Origin of the sequence: Microbacterium sp. ProA8 (genome assembly GCF_039905635.1) — a bacterium.
Taxonomy (GTDB): Bacteria; Actinomycetota; Actinomycetes; order Actinomycetales; family Microbacteriaceae; genus Microbacterium; species Microbacterium chionoecetis.
This window is the reverse complement of sequence record NZ_CP157000.1, coordinates 3672797-3689835: the sequence shown is the minus strand read 5'-3', so window position 1 is coordinate 3689835 and position 17039 is coordinate 3672797. Positions and strand designations below refer to the sequence as shown.

Genomic DNA, 17039 nt, shown 5'->3' with positions numbered 1-17039 from the left:
TTGAAGCGCTTCGAAAGTCCGCTCCGACTTCTTGATCCGACGACATCGCCCACGACGAAACTCAGCGAAGAGGTTCCCCGCTCCATGGCCGCCACCCTGCACCCCCGTCGCGTCGACGCCTTCGGCGAGCTCGCCGGTGAGCTCGGCCTCTGCTTCGGCGGCGACTACAACCCCGAGCAGTGGCCGCGTGACATCTGGCGCGAGGATGCCGAGCTCATGGTCCGCGCGGGCGTCAACCTCGTGACCGTCGGCGTCTTCAGCTGGGCGCGCCTCGAGCCGTCGCCCGGAGAACTCGACTTCGGGTGGCTCGACGAGGTGCTCGATCTGCTGCATGCGCACGGCATCGCCGTGGACCTCGCGACCCCGACGGCCTCGCCGCCGCCGTGGCTCGGCATCCTCCACCCCGAGACGCTGCCGGTGAACCCCGACGGCGTGCGCCTCGTCGCCGGATCGCGCAACCAGTTCACGCCCGCGTCGCGCGTGTACCGCGAGCACGCGCTGTCCATCGCGACCGCGATGGCCGAGCGCTACGTGGACCACCCCGCGGTGCGCATGTGGCACGTCGGCAACGAGTTCGGCCAGATCGACTTCGGCGACGAGGCGGCGCGCGAGTTCCGGCTGTGGCTGCGCGAGCGCTACGGCACGATCGAGGCGCTCAACGACGCGTGGGGCACGCTCGTGTGGGCCCAGCGCTACCGCGACTTCGACGAGATCCTGCCGCCGCGCCGCATGCCGTATCTGGTGAACCCGGCGCAGTCGCTCGACTTCCGCCGCTACACCTCGTGGGCCCTGCAGCGCGTGTTCACCGAGCAGCGCGATGCGATCCGCGCGGCCGGGGCGACGCAGCCCATCACGACGAACTTCATGGGCTTCGAGCCGCTCACCGACCTCTGGGAATGGGCGGCCGACGTCGACGTCATCGCCGACGACCAGTACCCCGATCACGGCTCGGCGACCGCGTCGTCCGACATCGCCCTCGTGCAGGACCTCATGCGCTCGCTCGGCGGCGGGCGGCCGTGGGCCCTGATGGAGCAGGCGGTGAGTGCGACCTCGTGGCGCCCGCACAACCTGCCCAAGACCGCCGACCGCGCGCGCCTCGACTCGCTCCAGGCGGTCGCGCGCGGTGCCGACGCGATCTGCTTCTTCCAGTGGCGCCAGGCGCGCACCGGGGCCGAGCGCTTCCACTCCGCGCTGCTGCCGCACGCCGGCGCCGACACCGAGGTGTTCGCGAGCGCCTGCGCCCTCGGCGCCGACCTGCAGAAGCTGCGGCCGGTCGTCGGCGGGCGGGTGGCGGCATCCGTCGGCGTCCTCTTCGACTGGCCCTCGTGGTGGGCCGCCGAGGAGCCCGGGCGGCCGACCGAGCGCCTGCGCACCCTCGAGCAGGTGCAGCGCTGGCATCGCGCGCTGTGGCGCCGGGGCATCGCGGTCGACCTCGTGAAGCCGGGCGCCGACCTGTCGTCCTATGCGGCGGTGCTCGTGCCGCACTCGTACATCGTCGAGACGGATGCCGCCACCGCCCTCCGCGCGGCGGTCGAGCGCGGTGCGAGCCTCGTGGTGGGGCCGTTCTCCGGTGTCGCCGACGCGAACGCGGGGATCCTCACCGGACGCTCGCCGGTGCTGCTGCGCGACCTCGTCGGCGTGAGCGGCGAGGAGTGGGTGGGCCTGCCGGACGCCCCCACGCCCGTCGCGGCGGAATCCGCCTGGACGACCGGCCCGGCGAGGGCCGAGGCATCCGTGCTCGGTGAACGCCTGCGCGCGGACGGCGCCGAGGTGCTCGCGCGCTTCGAGGGCGGGCACCTCGCCGGCGCGCCCGCGATCACGCGGCACCGCGTGGGGGAGGGCACGGCCTGGTACCTCGGCGCCGTGCTGTCGGATGCCGCTCTCGCCGCCGTCCTCGACGAGGCCCTCGACGCGGCAGGCGTGACCGGCGTCGTGCCGGAGCGCGTGCTGCCCGAAGACGTCGAGGGGATCCGTCGCGGCGACGCCCTCTTCCTGCTCAACCACGGTGAGGGGACGCGGCACGTCACCGTGCCCGGACCCCACCGGGATCTCTTGTCGGACGCGGATGTCGACGGCCAGGCCACTCTGGCCCCCGGCGCCGCCATGGTGCTCATCGAAAGGCACGCAGAGTGAAGTTCACCGATGGCTATTGGCTCACCCGGCCGGGGCTCGCCCCGCTGTACGCAGTCGAGGTCGACGACATCCGCCACGACGAGGCGGCGGGCACCATGACGGTCTACGCGCCGACCGCGGTCATCCGCGACCGCGGCGACACCCTGAACCGCGCGATGCTCACGGTGACCTTCTCGGCGCCGGCGCCCGGCGTCGTCAAGGTGCGGGTCGAGCGGCACCAGGGTGCGGTGCATCGCGGGCCGGACTTCGAGGTGTTCGGCGAAGAGGGCTTCCGCCCCGAGATCGCCATCGACGACGAGGCCGGCGTCCTGCGCTCCGGTCCGCTGACCGCGCGGGTCGTCCGGGCGGCGGGTCAGTGGCGCGTCGACTTCGAGAGCGACGGGCGCGTGCTCACCAGCTCGCTGCCCCGGTCCATCGGGCATTTCACCGGCACGAGCGGCAAGAACGGCACGACCGGCACGCCGGGCACCGCCGGCACAGCGGGCACCGCCGCCGGAGGCACGCAGCCGACCTGGGTACACCAGCAGCTGAGCATCGAGCCGGGTGAGCGCGTCTACGGCCTCGGCGAGCGGTTCGGGGCGTTCGTGAAGAACGGCCAGACCGTCGACACGTGGAACGCCGACGGCGGCACCTCGAGCGAGCAGGCGTACAAGAACGTGCCGTTCTACCTCACGAGCCGCGGCTACGGCGTCTTCGTCGACAACCCCGCGAACGTCTCGTTCGAGGTGGGCAGCGAGGTGAACTCGCGCGTGCAGTTCTCGGTCGACGGCGAATCGCTCGAGTACTACGTGATCGCCGGTCCCGAGCCGAAGGACGTGCTGCGTCGCTACACGGCGCTCACCGGGCGCCCGGCGCGCGTGCCCGCGTGGTCGTTCGGGCTGTGGCTGACGACATCCTTCACCGCCAGCTACGACGAAGACACCGTGACGGCCTTCGTCGACGGCATGGCCGAGCGCGACATCCCGCTGTCGGTCTTCCACTACGACTGCTTCTGGATGCGCGAGTACCAGTGGACCGACTTCGAGTGGGACGCCCGCGCCTTCCACGACCCGGTCGGCCAGATCGCACGCATGCACGAGCGCGACGTGCACGTGTCGGTGTGGATCAACCCCTACATCGCACAGCGGTCCGCCCTGTTCCGCGAGGCGGCCGAGAACGGCTACCTGCTCCTGCGCACCGACGGCAGCGTGTGGCAGTGGGACATGTGGCAGGCGGGCATGGGCCTGGTGGACTTCACCAACCCGGATGCCGCGGACTGGTACGTCGCGAAGCTGCAGGGTCTGCTCGACCAGGGCGTCGATGCGTTCAAGACCGACTTCGGCGAGCGGATCCCGGTCGAGGGCGTCGTGTGGCACGACGGCTCCGACCCGCACCGCATGCACAACTACTACGCGAAGCTCTACAACGAGGTCGTCTTCCGCGCGCTCGAGCGCCACCACGGCGTCGGCGACGCGGTCGTCTTCGCCCGCTCGGCCACCGCGGGCTCGCAGCAGTTCCCGGTGCACTGGGGCGGCGACAACGACTCGACGTTCCTGTCGATGGCCGAGTCGCTGCGCGGCGGGCTCTCGCTCGCGATGTCGGGCTTCGGCTACTGGAGCCACGACATCGGCGGATTCGAGGGCACGCCCGACCCGGGCCTGTTCAAGCGCTGGCTGGCCTTCGGGCTGCTGTCGTCGCACTCGCGCCTGCACGGCTCGTCGTCGGTGCGCGTGCCGTGGGCGTTCGACGACGAGGCCGTCGACATCGCCCGCACCTTCACGAAGCTCAAGATGCGGCTCATGCCCTACCTCGCGGGCGCCGCCGAGCAGGCGTATCACGAGGGAACGCCGATGATGCGCCCGATGGCGCTCGAGTTCCCCGGCGACCGCTCGGGCTTCGACGCCGACACCCAGTACATGCTGGGCGACTCGCTGCTGGTCGCACCGGTGTTCACCGCCGACGGCACGGTCGAGTACTACGTGCCCGAGGGGCAGTGGACCTCGCTCGTCGACGGCTCCGTCGTGGACGGCCGACGATGGGTCGGTGAGACGCACGGCTACGACTCGGTGCCGCTGCGCGTGCGCCCGGGCACGGTGTTGCCCTTCGGCGCCGACGACAGCCGTCCCGACTACGACTGGTCCGACGGCGTCACGCTGCGCTGCTTCGCGCTGCCCGACGGCTACGACGCCGTCACGCGCGTGCCGGGTCACGACGCCAAGGGCTCGATCGACGGGGTCGGCGCGACGACGTTCCGCGTGCGCCGCGAGGGCACCGCGATCATCGCCTCGTCGGACGACGCACACGCGCCCTGGGCGCTGCAGGTGGGCGAGCAGACCGCTCGGGCCGAAGCATCCGGAGAGATCCGCATCGAGATCGAGGACGAGCGATGAATGAGACCATGACGGATGCCGGGACGCGGCCGATCGCGGAGCACCCGGCCGAGCACACCCCGGTGTTCCGGCAGGTCGACCAGCCGCTGGCCGTGCGGGCCCGCGACCTGCTCGACCGGCTGACGCCCGACGAGCGCATCGCGATGCTGCACCAGGCGGCCCCCGCGATCGAGCGGCTGGGCGTCGCCGCGTGGCACACCGGCTGCGAGGCGCTGCACGGCGCGGCGTGGCTCGGTCGCGCGACGGTGTTCCCGCAGCCCGTCGGGCTCGCGGCGACGTGGGACACCGAACTCGTACGCCAGGTCGGCGAGGTCGCCGCCGTCGAGGTGCGCGCAAAGCGCGCCGAGAACCCGATGGTGAGCCTCAACGTCTGGGCGCCGGTCGTCAACACGCTGCGTCACCCGGCGTGGGGGCGCAACGAAGAGGGCTACTCCGAAGATCCGCACGTCACCGCCGAGTTCGGCACCGCCTACTCGCAGGGCCTTCGCGGCGACCACCCGCGGGTCTGGCGCACGGTGCCCGCGCTCAAGCACTTCCTCGCCTACAACAACGAGACCGACCGCTCCACGACGTCGTCCGAGATGTCGCTGCGCACCCTTCACGAAGAGGAGCTGCCCGCCTTCCGCGGAGCCCTCGAGGCGGGCGCCGCCGGCGGCATCATGCTCGCCTACAACCAGGTCAACGGCGTCCCCGCCCACACGCAGCCCGAGCTCGTCGCCGAGGCCCGGTCGTGGTCGGACGAGTCGATCGCGGTGGTGTCGGATGCCGGTGCCCCGACCTTCCTGGTGACCACCCAGCGCGCCCAGCCCGACCACGTCCACGCGGCGGCGGCTCTGGTGCGATCGGGACTCGACTCGTTCACCGACAACGAGGCGAACGCGGAGCCCACCATCGGCTACCTCCGCGAGGCGCTCGGCGCCGGGCTCCTCACGACGGACGACATCGACCGGGCGGTGGTGCGGCTGCTCGAGCTGCGCATCCGCACCGGTGAGTTCGACGGCGCCGACGACCCCTATGCGGGCATCGGCGTCGGGGCGATCGACGCGCCGGAGGCGCGTGCGCTCGCCCGAGAGACGGTGGCGCGCTCCGTCGTCGTGCTGCGGAACGACGACGGAGTGCTGCCACTTTCGGACGCGAAGCGGGTCGCGGTCGTCGGACCGCTCGCCGACGCGGTGCTGACGGACTGGTACGCCGGCACGCCGCCGTACGCGGTCGGGATCGGTGCGGCGGCCGCGGAGCGCTTCGGCGAGGCCGAGGTCGTCACGGGGGCCGACACCGTGGCACTCCGCGCGGCCTCGAACGCCCGCTTCGTCGTCGCCGCCGCCGACGGTGCGACCGTCGAGGCGTCGGCGGCCGGCGCTGGCGCGGATGCCCTGTTCGATGTGACGGACTGGGGCGACGGCATCCTGACCCTGCGTTCCCACGCGAGCGGACTGCTGCTCACCGGAGGCGCCTGGCCGATGCGCGCCGACGCTGAGCGGGTCGGCGGCTGGGTCGTGCAGGAGAGCTTCCGCCGGCACCTGCACGCCGACGGCACGTGGTCGCTCCTGCACCTCGGCTCGGGGCGCTGGGTGCGGACCTTCCGCGACTCGGGGCTGCTCGGCGCCGAGGCCGTCACCCTCGACCAGGCCGAGCGGTTCGGCGTACGCATCGTGCGCTCGGGGGCGTCGGCGGTGGCAGAGGCGGCCGCGCGTGCCGATGCCGTCATCGTGGCGGTCGGCAACGACCCGCATCTGGCCGGCCGCGAGACGGAGGACCGGCCGCACCTGCGGCTGCCCGCGGCGGCCGCCGACGTGTGGCGCGTCGCGCATGAGGCCAACCCGCGTGCCGTGCTCACGATCGTGTCGAGCTACCCGTACGTGCTGGACGACACGGATGCCACCACCGTCGTGTGGTCGAGCCACGGCGGGCAGGAGCTCGGGCACGGCGTCATCGACGTGCTCGCGGGCGACAGGGAGCCGTCGGGACGCCTGTCGCAGAGCTGGCTCGCCACCGAGGAGCAGGCGGGCGACCTCTTCGACTACGACACGCTCCGCCAGGGGGCGACGTACCGCCACCAGGCCGAGGCGCCCACGTTCGCCTTCGGTCACGGGCTCACCTACACGACCGTCGCGTACGAGTCGGTGACGGTTCAGGATGCCGCTGTCACCGCGCCCGCCGCGACGCACCGGCACGCCGGATTCGCACCGCGCGCCGACGAGCCCGCCGTGGGCGCGGTGGTGCGTGTGCGCAACACCGGCGACCGCGATGCCGAGGAGCTCGTGCAGCTGTACGCGCTGCCGTCGGCGGGCTTCGCCATCCCGACCCCGCGCCGCGTGCTGGTGGCGTACCGCCGCGTGCGGCTCGCGCCGGGCGAGGTGGCCGACGTCGAGCTCTCGTTCTCGCCCGGCCGCCTCGCGGTGTGGGACGACGACCTGCGCCTTCCCGGCGCGGTCGACGACTGGGTCCACGCCGGCGCCCTCCGCGTCCAGCCGGGGTCGTACGTCATCGCGGCAGGCCCCTCGGCATGGGATCTCCCGGTCCGCGCGCAGTTGGAGGTCATGCCGGGCTGACGTCAGCGCGATCCCGGCCTCCCGCCGCGCGGTCGTTGAGCGAGCGAGGAACGAGCGAGACCAATACGCGTGCACCCGGCGTATCGGTTCGGTTCGGGGCGTTCGTCTCGGTCGCTGGCGCTCCCTCGCTCAACGACCGGAACTGTGCTCGCGGTCGTTGAGCGAGCGAGGAACGAGCGAGACCAATACGCGTGCACCCGGCGTATCGGTTCGGTTCGGGGCGTTTCGTCTCGGTCGCTGGCGCTCCCTCGCTCAACGACCGGAACTGTGCTCGCGGTCGTTGAGCGAGCGAGGAACGAGCGAGACCAATACGCGTGCACCCGGCGTATCGGTTCGGTTCGGGGCGTTTCGTCTCGGTCGCTGGCGCTCCCTCGCTCAACGACCGGAACTGTGCTCGCGGTCGCTGGCGCTCCCTCGCTCAACGACCGAGGAACCTTCTCCCGGTCGTTGAGCGAGCGAGGAACGAGCGAGACGAAACGCCTGCACCCGGCGCGAACCGCGCCCTCAAGGCGCGAGGTCGGCCGCGAGGGCCCGCGTCTCCTCGGGAGTCCAGATGCGGTCGCCGAAGACGTGCCGGTGCGCGAGCGAGAGCTCGGCCCCGGGTGCGAGCACGATGTGCTTGTCGAACGAGGGGGAGGGCGCGAGGATCGGGAAGGGCTCGCTGCGCACGAACCACCGGATCGCCGGCCCGCCGGTCGACGCGCCGGCGAAGGCGAGCACCGTGCCGCCGCCGTCGTACTCGTCGTGCTCTCCCGACACCGCGACCCACGGGGCTTCGAGACCCATCACGGCGTCGGCACCCGCGTCGTCGGGGAGCCCGCCCGCCAGCACACGGCCCCCGGTCCAGGCACGCGGCATCCGGATCACGAAGCCGGTGTAGCCGGCGTTCGGGCGGCCTTGCGTGGTCGGGCTGCCGAACTCGAGGTCGCGGCCCGAGACGTTGCGCAGCGTCGTCGAGAAGTCGAGCACCCAGAGGCCCCGCGCGGTGTCGACGCCGTGGAAGCGGTGCGTCCTCGTCTCGGCGATCCAGTCCTCGCCGCCCGCGGTGATCCAGGTGAGGTCTTCGGTGAACGACACCTCGGATCCCTCCGCCGTCATCGCCGCGAACCCGTCGTGGCGCATGCGGCCGACGTTGTCGAGCAGGGCGTAGTCGCCGTGTTCGGGACGGTACGTGTTGCCACCCCAGAAGTTCTGTCCCGACACGTGGGTCCACGTCATCTGCAGGCCCTTGTGCCAGCGGTGGTCCCACGGCCGGTAGGCCGTGAGCGGCGCGCCGTCGAGCGCGCGGACGGGGTGCAGGAACGGCTTCGGACCTTCGGAGGGTGCACCTCCTGGCGCGAAGGAGTAGCGGGCGATGTCCACGCCGGCGGAGGTCACGGTGAGGTCGGCCTCATCGAGGCGGAGCGTCAGGTCGGGCACCCGTTCATTGTGCCGCAGATCACTGGAAAACGCTTCCCCGTCGCGCGAGCGTCGCGCGTATAGCGCTTTTCGCGCGGCGGCGGTAGGGGGAGCATCGTGATTCGCGGGGGCGCTAGCGTCGTGACATCTCACCCGAGACACCGCACCCCCCGCAGTGTCCACGAGACGAAGGAGAAACAATGCTCTGGACAATTCTGGGCCTCATCATCATCGGCCTCATCGCCGGCCTCATCGCTCGCGCCGTCATCCCCGGCAAGCAGAGCATGGGAATCCTGCTGACCATCGTGCTCGGAATCGTCGGCTCGTTCGTCGGCGGCTTCCTCGGCTTCCTGATCTTCGGCAGCGACCCGAACGGCGGCTTCCTGCAGCCGGCGGGCATCATCGGATCCATCCTCGGAGCGATCATCGTGCTCGGACTGTACGTCCTGTTCACGCGTCGCCGGGGCGTCACGCGCTCCTGACCGGCTCCGCGGCCGGACACACGTCGCCCGAACCCCCGCGTCCCTCGCGTGGGTTCGGGCGATTCGTCTGTCTGCGGCCGGCTGGCGGGGTGCTCAGGCGCCGGCGAGGGCCTGCGACACCACCTCGCGGGCCTCAGCCTGCACCTGTGCGAGGTGCTCGGGTCCGCGGAGCGACTCGGCGTAGAGCTTGTAGACGTCCTCGGTGCCCGAGGGGCGCGCGGCGAACCAGGCGTGCTCCGTCTGCACCTTGAGACCGCCGATCGCGGCCCCGTTGCCGGGCGCGTGCGACAGCTTCGCGGTGATCGGCTCCCCGGCAAGGTCGGTCGCCGTCACCGCCTCCGGTGCGAGCTTTCCGAGCGCGGCCTTCTGGGCAGGGGATGCCGGAGCATCCACGCGCTGGTAGGCCGAGGCGCCGAACTCGGCCTCGAGCTCCGCGTAGCGCTGCGACGGCGTCTTGCCGGTGACCGCGAGGATCTCGGCGGCGAGGAGGCACAGCAGGATGCCGTCCTTGTCGGTCGTCCAGACGCTCCCGTCGCGGCGCAGGAACGACGCGCCCGCCGACTCCTCGCCGCCGAACGCCACCGAGCCGTCGAGGAGGCCGGGCACGAACCACTTGAAGCCGACCGGCACCTCGAGCAGGTCGCGCCCCAGCGATGCGGCCACGCGGTCGATGATCATCGAACTGACGAGCGTCTTGCCGATCGCGGCATCCGTCGGCCATTCCGGGCGGTGCGAGTACAGGTAGTCGATCGCGACGGCGAGGTAGTGGTTGGGATTCATCAGCCCGGCGTCGGGCGTGACGATGCCGTGGCGGTCGGCGTCGGCGTCGTTGCCGGTGAGGATGTCGTACTCGTCGCGGCGGCCGATCAGTCCGGCCATCGCCGACGGCGATGACGGGTCCATGCGGATCTTCTCGTCCCAGTCGAGCGTCATGAAGCGCCAGGTCGGGTCGACATCGGGGTTCACGACTGTGAGGTCCAGCCCGTGCACCTCGGCGATCAGGGCCCAGTACTCGACCGAGGCGCCGCCCAGCGGGTCGGCCCCGATGCGCACGCCCGCGCGGCGGATCGCCTCGACGTCGATGATGTTCGGCAGGTCGCGCACGTACGCGTCGCGGAAGTCGTACTCGCCGAGCGTGTCGGCGTCGATGTCGCGGAACGGCGTACGCGCCACGCCTTCGAGGTTCGCGGCGATGAGCTCGTTCGCGCGGTCGGCGATCCATCCGGTCGCGTCGGTGTCGGCGGGTCCGCCGTTCGGCGGGTTGTACTTGAAGCCCCCGTCGCGCGGCGGGTTGTGGCTCGGCGTCACCACGATGCCGTCGGAGCGGCTCGGGTCGGCGGCATCCTTTCCGCGGTTGTACGTGAGGATGGCGTGGCTGAGCGCGGGAGTCGGCACCCAGGAGTCGCGGGCGTCGACGCGCACGTCGATGCCGTTGGCGACCAGCACCTCGATGGCGCTGCGCTCGGCGGGCAGCGACAGGCCGTGGGTGTCGCGGCCGATGAACAGCGGGCCCTCGATGCTCTGCGACCGGCGGTAGTCGACGATCGCCTGCGTCGTGGCGAGGATGTGGGTCTCGTTGAAGCTGCCCGTCAGAGACGAGCCCCGGTGGCCGCTCGTGCCGAACACCACCCGCTGTTCGGGCACGCCCGGATCCGGGGTGATGTCGTAGTAGGCGGAGATCACCTCATCGATGTCGACGAGATCGGATGCTTCGGCGGGCTGTCCTGCGCGACTCATGCGTCCCAGTCTGCCCTCCCGCCGAGGCTCGCGCACCGCCGATGACACTCGTCCCACGTACTGCTCAGGAGAACGGATCGTCCGTGCGGACGAATCCGGCGCGGAATCACGCGGTCCCGGCACGCCGGCGCCGGGATCCGGCGTCCGTTACGAGATGTGATGTCGACGGGTCGGCTGCGGGGCCCGCCCACATGGCCCGGGCTAGGCTGGCACGCGTGACTTCCGAGGTCGTCGCCTCCGCCGAGGCTCCCGTTCCCACCCGCCGTACCTACAGCTATCTGGGCCCGGCGGGCACGTTCACCGAGGCGGCGCTCGCCCAGGTTCCCGAGGCGCGCGGCCACGAGTGGCGGCCGGTCCGCAATGTCGGCGAGGCGCTCGCCGACGTCGTCGAGGGCCGCTCCGATGCCGCGATGATCGCGATCGAGAACTCCGTCGACGGTGGGGTGTCGACCGCGCAGGATGCCCTCGCGACGGTGCCCGGCCTCCGCATCGTCGGGGAGTACCTCGTGCCCGTCGAGTTCGTGCTGGTCGGGCGACCGGGCGCGCGGCTCGAGGACGTGTCGCTCATCGCGGCGCACCCCGTCGCCTATGCGCAGTGCCTGCAGTGGCTCTCGGACGCGCTGCCGGCCCACGCCCATGTGCCCGCGGCCAGCAACGTCGCCAGCGCGATGAGCCTTCTCGACGGATCCAGTGACGCGGATGCCGCGATCGCCCCGCCCGGCATCCTCGAGCATCATCAGCTCGAGCTGCTCGCCTCGAACATCGGCGACAACCCCAACGCGGTCACCCGCTTCGTGCTCGTGAGCCGCACGGTCGTGCCTCCGCCGCCGACCGGTGCCGACAAGACCTCGCTCATCGTCGAGCTGCCCGACGACCACCCCGGCGCCCTGCTCGAGATGCTCGAGCAGTTCGCGACGAGAGGGATCAACCTGTCGCTGCTGGCTTCCCGCCCGATCGGCGACGAGCTGGGCCGGTACCGCTTCGTGGTGGATGCCGATGGCCACCTCGAAGACGAGCGCATGGCCGACGCCCTCCTGGGGCTGCGCCGCTTCAGCCCGCGGGTGACGTTCCTCGGGTCGTACCCGCGCGCGGACCGCGCCGTCGTGCGCTACCCCGAGCGGTACGCCGACGACGTGTTCGTCGAGGCGCGCGACTGGCTGCGCGGCCTGATCTCGGGTGAGCCCGAGGTGCAGGAATGACCGCGCCGGCGTTCGCCTTCGACCCGGCGAACGACGTCCATGCCCGCGCGCTCCGACGCCTCGAGACCGAGCAGGTCGCCTGGTTCGGCACGATCGGGCGCGACGGCTTCCCGCACGCCGTGCCCATCTGGTTCCTGTGGCGCGACGGGCGCGCGCTGATCATGAGCGAGCCCGAGACGGCGAAGGTGCGCAACCTCCGCGCCAACGACCGCGTCCTGCTGCATCTGGAGGCCGGAGCCGACGGCGAGCAGCTCACCGTCCTGCGCGGTACGGCCGCGATCTCTCCCGAGCCGTCGAGCGCGTGGGTCGAGCGCATCGGCGACGCCTACACGGCGAAGTACGACGCATGGCTGCAGCGGCTCGGGCTCACGACCGCGACCATGGCCGAGCGCTACTCGGTGCTCGTCGAGGTCACCCCGCACAAGCTCGTCGCCTGGTAACGGACTCGGACCCGCGGCTGGGGTCTCGGGGTCCGCTGCGCGGGATCCTCCTCCGGCGCGCGTACCCGGCGGCGTCGGCTTCGCCGGCGGCGCCCCGCCAGTCCCGAGCCCGCGCGCTCTCCGGAGAATCCCGCTCCGCTGAGTTCGCGAAGGGCCTACATCAGGACGCGAGGCCGAGCTCGGCGGCGAGCAGCTCGAGCGTCTGCAGGCGGCCGGGGGCGGCATCCATCGGCTCGTTCTCGTACGAACCGGCGATGGGCGAGATCATGACCTCGTCGACCTCGTGCCGCGCGGCGAAGGAACGCAGATCGGATGCCACGGCCGAGGCGGTGCCGACGAACCACTTCGCCCGCGCCGAGGCCATGAACGTGTCGCCGAGCCCGGCGAAATCCGCCGCACCGGCGATCGACTGCTCCACGGTCTCGAGTGCCACGAGGGGCTTGTTGGTGCGCAGGCGCGCAGTCATGCGCAGGTTCGGCAGGGCGCGGGCCTCGGCCTCTTCGGCCGTCGGGGCGACGAGCACGTTGGCGGTGAGGAAGGTGCGGGGCGCGGCGAGAGTCTCCGACGGCACGAACGCCGTCCGGTAGAGGTCGAGAGCTCGCTCCAGCCCCTCGCCCGAGAAGTGGTTGGCGAAGACATAGGGCAGGCCGAGGGACGCCGCGAGCTGCGCCGAGTAGTCGCTCGAGCCGAGCAGCCACACCTCGGGCGTCGTGGTCGCGGCGGGTGTCGCGTGAACGTCGTAGGTGCCGCCTGACGTGAAGCGCAGCGAGGCGCCATCAGGAGCGACGAGCGAGATGATGTCGCGCACGTGGTCGGGGAAGCGCTCGACGTCGCTCGTGGTGCCGCTCTGGCGCAGCAGCTGCGTGATGACCGGATCAGACCCCGGTGCGCGGCCGAGCCCCAGGTCGATGCGGCCGGGGGCGAGCGCTTCGAGCGCCGCGAACTGCTCTGCGACCACGAGCGGAGAGTGGTTCGGCAGCATGACACCGCCCGAGCCGAGGCGGATGCGCGAGGTCCGTGCCGCAGCCGCCGCCGCGAGCACGGGCGGCGTCGTCGACGCGACGGCCGGCATGTTGTGGTGCTCGGCGAACCAGTAACGGCGATAGCCCAGCCGATCAGCGGCGTCGACGACGGACAGGGATGCCGCGACCGCCTGCGCGCTCGTCTGACCGGTGCGCACCGGGACGAGGTCGAGGACGGACAGGGCCGGGGTGGAGATGGCGGTACTCATCCCCTGCGACAACCCGCTGCGGCATCAGCTCTATTCCTTCCGGTCGTTGAGCGAGCGAAGCGAGACGAAACGCGTTGAGTCCAGGGTCAGTGCTGGGCTCTGGGCGTTTCGTCTCGCTCGTTCCTCGCTCGCTCAACGACCGTGGCGGGTCAAGGGAGGCGGTTGCCCTGCGCGAGGTTCTCGCGCAGCTCTGCGGCGGTCTGGCGCGCCGTGTACGCGGGCCGGTCGCGCTCGAGCCGCCACGACTCGCTGAGCGGTCCGGCGCTCACGGTGTCGAATCCGAGGGCGTCGTAGATGCCCGTCACGAGCTCGACGGCGTCCTCGTGGTCGCTCGCGGTGCCGAGGGCGCGACGGTTCGGGGTGCCCGCGGGCAGCCCCGTGGTGTTGATGTCTGCGGCGAGGATCTGGTTGAACGCCTTCACGACCTTCGAAGCCGGAAGGTGCGACTGCACGAGGCCGGACGTCGTGGCCTCACCGCGGTCGAGGGCGTCGATGTGCCCGTCGCGCTCGAAGTAGTAGTTGATGGTGTCGAGCACGATCTTGCCGGAGAGAGGCTCGACCGGCAGATCCTTCAGCGACTTGAGCGGCACGGTCACCACGGCGATGTCGCCGGCAGTGGCCGCGTCGACGGCGCTCGCGGCGGTGACCTTCGGTCCGAGCTCGGCGACCAGGCCGGCCAGGCTCTCAGGCCCGCGCGAGTTGGCGATCACGACGTCGTAGCCGAGTCCCGAGAAGGCGCGGGCGAGCGCGCTGCCGATGTGTCCTGCACCGATGATTCCGATCGTTGTCATGACGGTCGGCAACTCCGGTGGCGGCGCGCGAATTCCCGGCGCGGGTCCGACGCGCGAAACCGAGAGGCCACGCCCGGATCACGGGCGCCGACTCAGCCGCGGGGGGTGCGCTTGACGTGCTCGTACGCGTCGAGCGCGGCCCTCCGCGTGTCGCCCAGATCGACGATCGGCTCGGGCGGCCGCTCGTCGAGGTGCTCGGGCGCCCATTCGCGCACGTAGCGTCCGTCGGCGTCGAACTTCTTCGCCTGCAGCTGCGGGTTGAAGATGCGGAAGTATGGCGCCGCGTCCGCGCCCGACCCCGCCACCCACTGCCAGTTGAACGGGTTGTTGGCACCGTCGGCGTCGACGAGGGTGTCCCAGAACCACTCCTCGCCGCGCCGCCAGTCGATGAGCAGGTTCTTGACGAGGAAGGATGCCGCGACCATGCGCACCCGGTTGTGCATGTATCCGGTGTGCCACAGCTCCCGCATGCCCGCGTCGACGAGGGCGACGCCGGTGCGGCCGCGCTGCCAGGCGTCGAGGTGGGTCGGCTTCAGACGGGGCCACGGGAACGCGTCGAACTCCCGCCGCAGGTTGCGGGTCGCGAGGTCGGGGTGGTGGAAGAGGACGTGCCACGCGAACTCGCGCCACCCGAGCTCGGAGAGAAACCTGCCTCCCTCTCCGGCCGCGACGGTCTCGTGCCACACCGTGTGCGGGCTGAGCTCGCCCCAGCGCAGGCGTGGCGACAGCAGCGAGGTCGCACCGGCCGACGGCTCATCCCTCGCACGGTCGTAGTGCGCGAGGTCGTCGTGCAGGAACTCGTGCAGCCGCCGGCGTGCGGCGGGCTCGCCCGGCTCCCACGTCTCGCGCAGTCCGGACGCCCAGTCGGGCCGCGTGGGCAGCAGCGCCCACTCGTCGAGGGAATCGGATGCCGGAGCCCGGCGCGGTCCACCGACCTCGCGCGGCTCGGGCAGCGGCGCGCGCGGTGCGGGGAGCGCGAGGCAGGCGCGCCAGAAGGGCGTGAACACCGAGAACGGCGTACCGGCACCGGTCTTCACGGTCCACGGTTCGAAGAGCAGCGACGCCGCGAACGAGGCCACCTCGACGCCGTCGTCCCGGAGCGCGGACTTGAGGCCGGCGTCGACCTCGCGCTCGGGCCCGCCGTAGCGCCGGTTCCAGAAGACGGCGCCGGCCGCGGCATCCGTCACCGTCTCGCGCACCACACGATCGGCAGGACCCCGCCTCAGCACCAGGGTGCCGCCACGCTCGCGCAGCCGGTCGCCGAGCGAGGCGAGGGAGTGGTGCAGCCACCAGCGGGCGGCGCCGCCGAGGGGACGGATGCCGGGACTCTCCTCGTCGAGCACGTACAGCGCGATCACGGGCTCACCGCGATCGAGCGCTGCGCGGAGTGCAGGGTTGTCGGCGAGGCGCAGATCGTCGCGGAACCAGACGATCGAGGGACCGGGCATGCCGCCATCCTGCCGCGCGAGCGCACCGGCACGGCGGTCTTGACAGGTGCCGGTGGATCGGCGTTCATCGCTTGCGCGTGCTTGCGGAATCCTGCAAGTTCTTGCGTACACTGAGCGCATGTCGAAGCGTCTCGCCGAAGTGGCGCGCAAGGTCGGGGTCAGCGAAGCGACCGTCAGTCGCGTGCTCAACGACAAGCCCGGAGTGTCCGATGCCACGCGGCAGGCCGTGCTCACCGCTCTCGACGTGCTCGGCTACGAGCGTCCGACGAAGCTCCGTGGCGAACGAGCCCGGCTCGTCGGCCTGGTGCTGCCCGAACTGCAGAACCCGATCTTTCCTGCGCTCGCCGAGATCATCGGGGGCGGCCTGACGCAGAACGGCTACACGCCGCTGCTGTGCACGCAGAACGCGGGCGGCATCACCGAGTCGGACTACATCGACCTGCTGCTGCAGCAGCAGGTGTCGGGGGTGATCTTCCTCGGGGGCAATTACAGTCAGGCGGATGCCGCGCACGAGCACTACGAGCGCCTGCGGCAGGTGCACCTGCCGACCGTGCTGGTGAACGCGCGCATCGACGCCCTCGACTTCGCCACGGTCTCGACCGACGACGGAGCGGCCGCAGAGCAGGCGATCCAGCACCTCCATCAGCTGGGCCATCGCCGCATCGGACTGCTGCTCGGTCCGCTCGACCACATCCCCTCGCAGCGCAAGCTCGCCGCCGCCCGGCCGCTCCTGGAGCGACTCGGCACACCACTCGAAGACTCCCTCGTGGTGCGCGGTCTGTACTCCCTCGAATCGGGTCAGGCAGGGGCCTCGCGCCTCTTCGCCGCCGGCGCGACCGCGATCGTGTGCGCCAGCGATCCCCTCGCCCTCGGTGCCGTGCGCGCCGCGCGTCGTCATGGCCTCCGCGTGCCGGGCGACGTCAGCGTCGTGGGCTTCGACGACTCGTTCCTCATGAGCTGCACCGAGCCTCCGCTCACGACCGTCCGCCAGCCGATCGAGTCGATGGGGCGCACCGTCATCGAGCTCCTGCTCTCCCAGATCGCCGGAACGACCGAGCCCGGCGACGAGCTCCTGTTCGAGCCCGAACTCGTGCTGCGCGCCTCCACCGGCCCCGCCGCCTGAGCCCGCGTTCGGCGACACACCCGGTCGTTGAGCGGAGGGCGCTCTGGCGCCCGAAGACGAAACGCCTCAAGCCTCGCTGCGGCGTCGTGTCCAGGGCGTTTCGTCTCGCTCGTTCCTCGCTCGCTCAACGACCGGG

Annotated in this window: 12 protein-coding genes; 7 read left to right on the top strand and 5 right to left on the bottom strand. The window is 71.6% G+C overall.

Annotated features, from left to right (window positions below):
- The first annotated feature begins 84 nt into the window (after nucleotides 1–84).
- From ABG085_RS16610 to ABG085_RS16600, 3 genes are read left to right on the top strand one after another with little or no spacing between them, the layout of a single operon-like run.
- Entirely contained in the window at nucleotides 85–2133 is a 2049-nt protein-coding gene (locus ABG085_RS16610) for a beta-galactosidase (protein ID WP_347976853.1), read from the top strand.
- On the top strand, nucleotides 2130–4502 hold the full coding sequence (gene yicI / locus ABG085_RS16605) for an alpha-xylosidase (RefSeq protein WP_347976852.1): 2373 nt from the start codon (nucleotides 2130–2132) through the stop codon (nucleotides 4500–4502). Before ABG085_RS16610 ends, yicI begins: the two co-directional genes overlap by 4 nt.
- Nucleotides 4499–7054 carry a glycoside hydrolase family 3 C-terminal domain-containing protein gene (locus ABG085_RS16600; protein WP_347976851.1) on the top strand — a complete coding sequence of 852 codons (2556 nt, stop codon included), beginning with the start codon at nucleotides 4499–4501 and terminating at the stop codon, nucleotides 7052–7054. The genes yicI and ABG085_RS16600 overlap by 4 nt, the downstream gene beginning before the upstream one ends.
- A gap of 504 nt (nucleotides 7055–7558) precedes the next feature.
- Here ABG085_RS16600 and ABG085_RS16595 read toward each other — a convergent pair.
- Entirely contained in the window at nucleotides 7559–8473 is a 915-nt protein-coding gene (locus ABG085_RS16595; RefSeq protein ID WP_347976850.1) for a PmoA family protein, read from the bottom strand.
- Between the two features lie 179 nt (nucleotides 8474–8652).
- Between ABG085_RS16595 and ABG085_RS16590 the strand changes: the two genes are divergently transcribed.
- Nucleotides 8653–8934, top strand: coding sequence for a GlsB/YeaQ/YmgE family stress response membrane protein (locus tag ABG085_RS16590; protein WP_347976849.1), 282 nt, complete (start codon nucleotides 8653–8655; stop codon nucleotides 8932–8934).
- Nucleotides 8935–9027: 93 nt separating this feature from the next.
- Here ABG085_RS16590 and pgm read toward each other — a convergent pair whose 3' ends face one another.
- The gene (gene pgm / locus ABG085_RS16585; RefSeq protein ID WP_347976848.1) at nucleotides 9028–10671 is read right to left on the bottom strand and encodes a phosphoglucomutase (alpha-D-glucose-1,6-bisphosphate-dependent); all 1644 of its coding nucleotides are present in this window, start codon (nucleotides 10669–10671) and stop codon (nucleotides 9028–9030) included.
- A 215-nt stretch (nucleotides 10672–10886) separates the two neighbouring features.
- On the opposite strand from pgm, the gene pheA reads away from it, so the two are divergent.
- Together pheA and ABG085_RS16575 are read left to right on the top strand one after the other, a co-directional pair.
- Nucleotides 10887–11870, top strand: a complete 984-nt coding sequence (gene pheA / locus ABG085_RS16580) for a prephenate dehydratase (RefSeq protein WP_347976847.1) — start codon at nucleotides 10887–10889, stop codon at nucleotides 11868–11870.
- Nucleotides 11867–12310, top strand: coding sequence for a pyridoxamine 5'-phosphate oxidase family protein (locus ABG085_RS16575; RefSeq protein ID WP_347976846.1), 444 nt, complete (start codon nucleotides 11867–11869; stop codon nucleotides 12308–12310). The genes pheA and ABG085_RS16575 overlap by 4 nt, the downstream gene beginning before the upstream one ends.
- 160 nt (nucleotides 12311–12470) lie before the next feature.
- Here the strand turns inward: ABG085_RS16575 and ABG085_RS16570 are convergent, their stop codons facing one another.
- The 3 genes from ABG085_RS16570 to ABG085_RS16560 form a co-directional block, all read right to left on the bottom strand.
- Nucleotides 12471–13541: an LLM class flavin-dependent oxidoreductase gene (locus ABG085_RS16570; RefSeq protein WP_347976845.1), complete on the bottom strand. Its 1071-nt coding sequence runs from the start codon at nucleotides 13539–13541 to the stop codon at nucleotides 12471–12473.
- Between the two features lie 149 nt (nucleotides 13542–13690).
- Complete coding sequence (locus ABG085_RS16565; RefSeq protein ID WP_347976844.1) at nucleotides 13691–14332, bottom strand: NAD(P)-binding domain-containing protein; 642 nt, start codon at nucleotides 14330–14332, stop codon at nucleotides 13691–13693.
- Nucleotides 14333–14424: 92 nt separating this feature from the next.
- On the bottom strand, nucleotides 14425–15780 hold the full coding sequence (locus ABG085_RS16560; protein ID WP_347976843.1) for a deoxyribodipyrimidine photo-lyase: 1356 nt from the start codon (nucleotides 15778–15780) through the stop codon (nucleotides 14425–14427).
- 46 nt (nucleotides 15781–15826) lie between these two features.
- On the opposite strand from ABG085_RS16560, the gene ABG085_RS16555 reads away from it, so the two are divergent.
- On the top strand, nucleotides 15827–16903 hold the full coding sequence (locus tag ABG085_RS16555; protein WP_347976842.1) for a LacI family DNA-binding transcriptional regulator: 1077 nt from the start codon (nucleotides 15827–15829) through the stop codon (nucleotides 16901–16903).
- Nucleotides 16904–17039: the final 136 nt, after the last annotated feature.

Coding starts and splice junctions, on each gene's coding strand:
- ABG085_RS16590 (WP_347976849.1), top strand. CDS start 8,653: ATGCTCTGGACAATTCTGGGCCTCATCATCATCGGCCTCATCGCCGGC.
- ABG085_RS16565 (WP_347976844.1), bottom strand. CDS start 14,332: ATGACAACGATCGGAATCATCGGTGCAGGACACATCGGCAGCGCGCTC.
- ABG085_RS16560 (WP_347976843.1), bottom strand. CDS start 15,780: ATGCCCGGTCCCTCGATCGTCTGGTTCCGCGACGATCTGCGCCTCGCC.
- pgm (WP_347976848.1), bottom strand. CDS start 10,671: ATGAGTCGCGCAGGACAGCCCGCCGAAGCATCCGATCTCGTCGACATC.
- ABG085_RS16570 (WP_347976845.1), bottom strand. CDS start 13,541: ATGAGTACCGCCATCTCCACCCCGGCCCTGTCCGTCCTCGACCTCGTC.
- ABG085_RS16600 (WP_347976851.1), top strand. CDS start 4,499: ATGAATGAGACCATGACGGATGCCGGGACGCGGCCGATCGCGGAGCAC.
- ABG085_RS16610 (WP_347976853.1), top strand. CDS start 85: ATGGCCGCCACCCTGCACCCCCGTCGCGTCGACGCCTTCGGCGAGCTC.
- ABG085_RS16575 (WP_347976846.1), top strand. CDS start 11,867: ATGACCGCGCCGGCGTTCGCCTTCGACCCGGCGAACGACGTCCATGCC.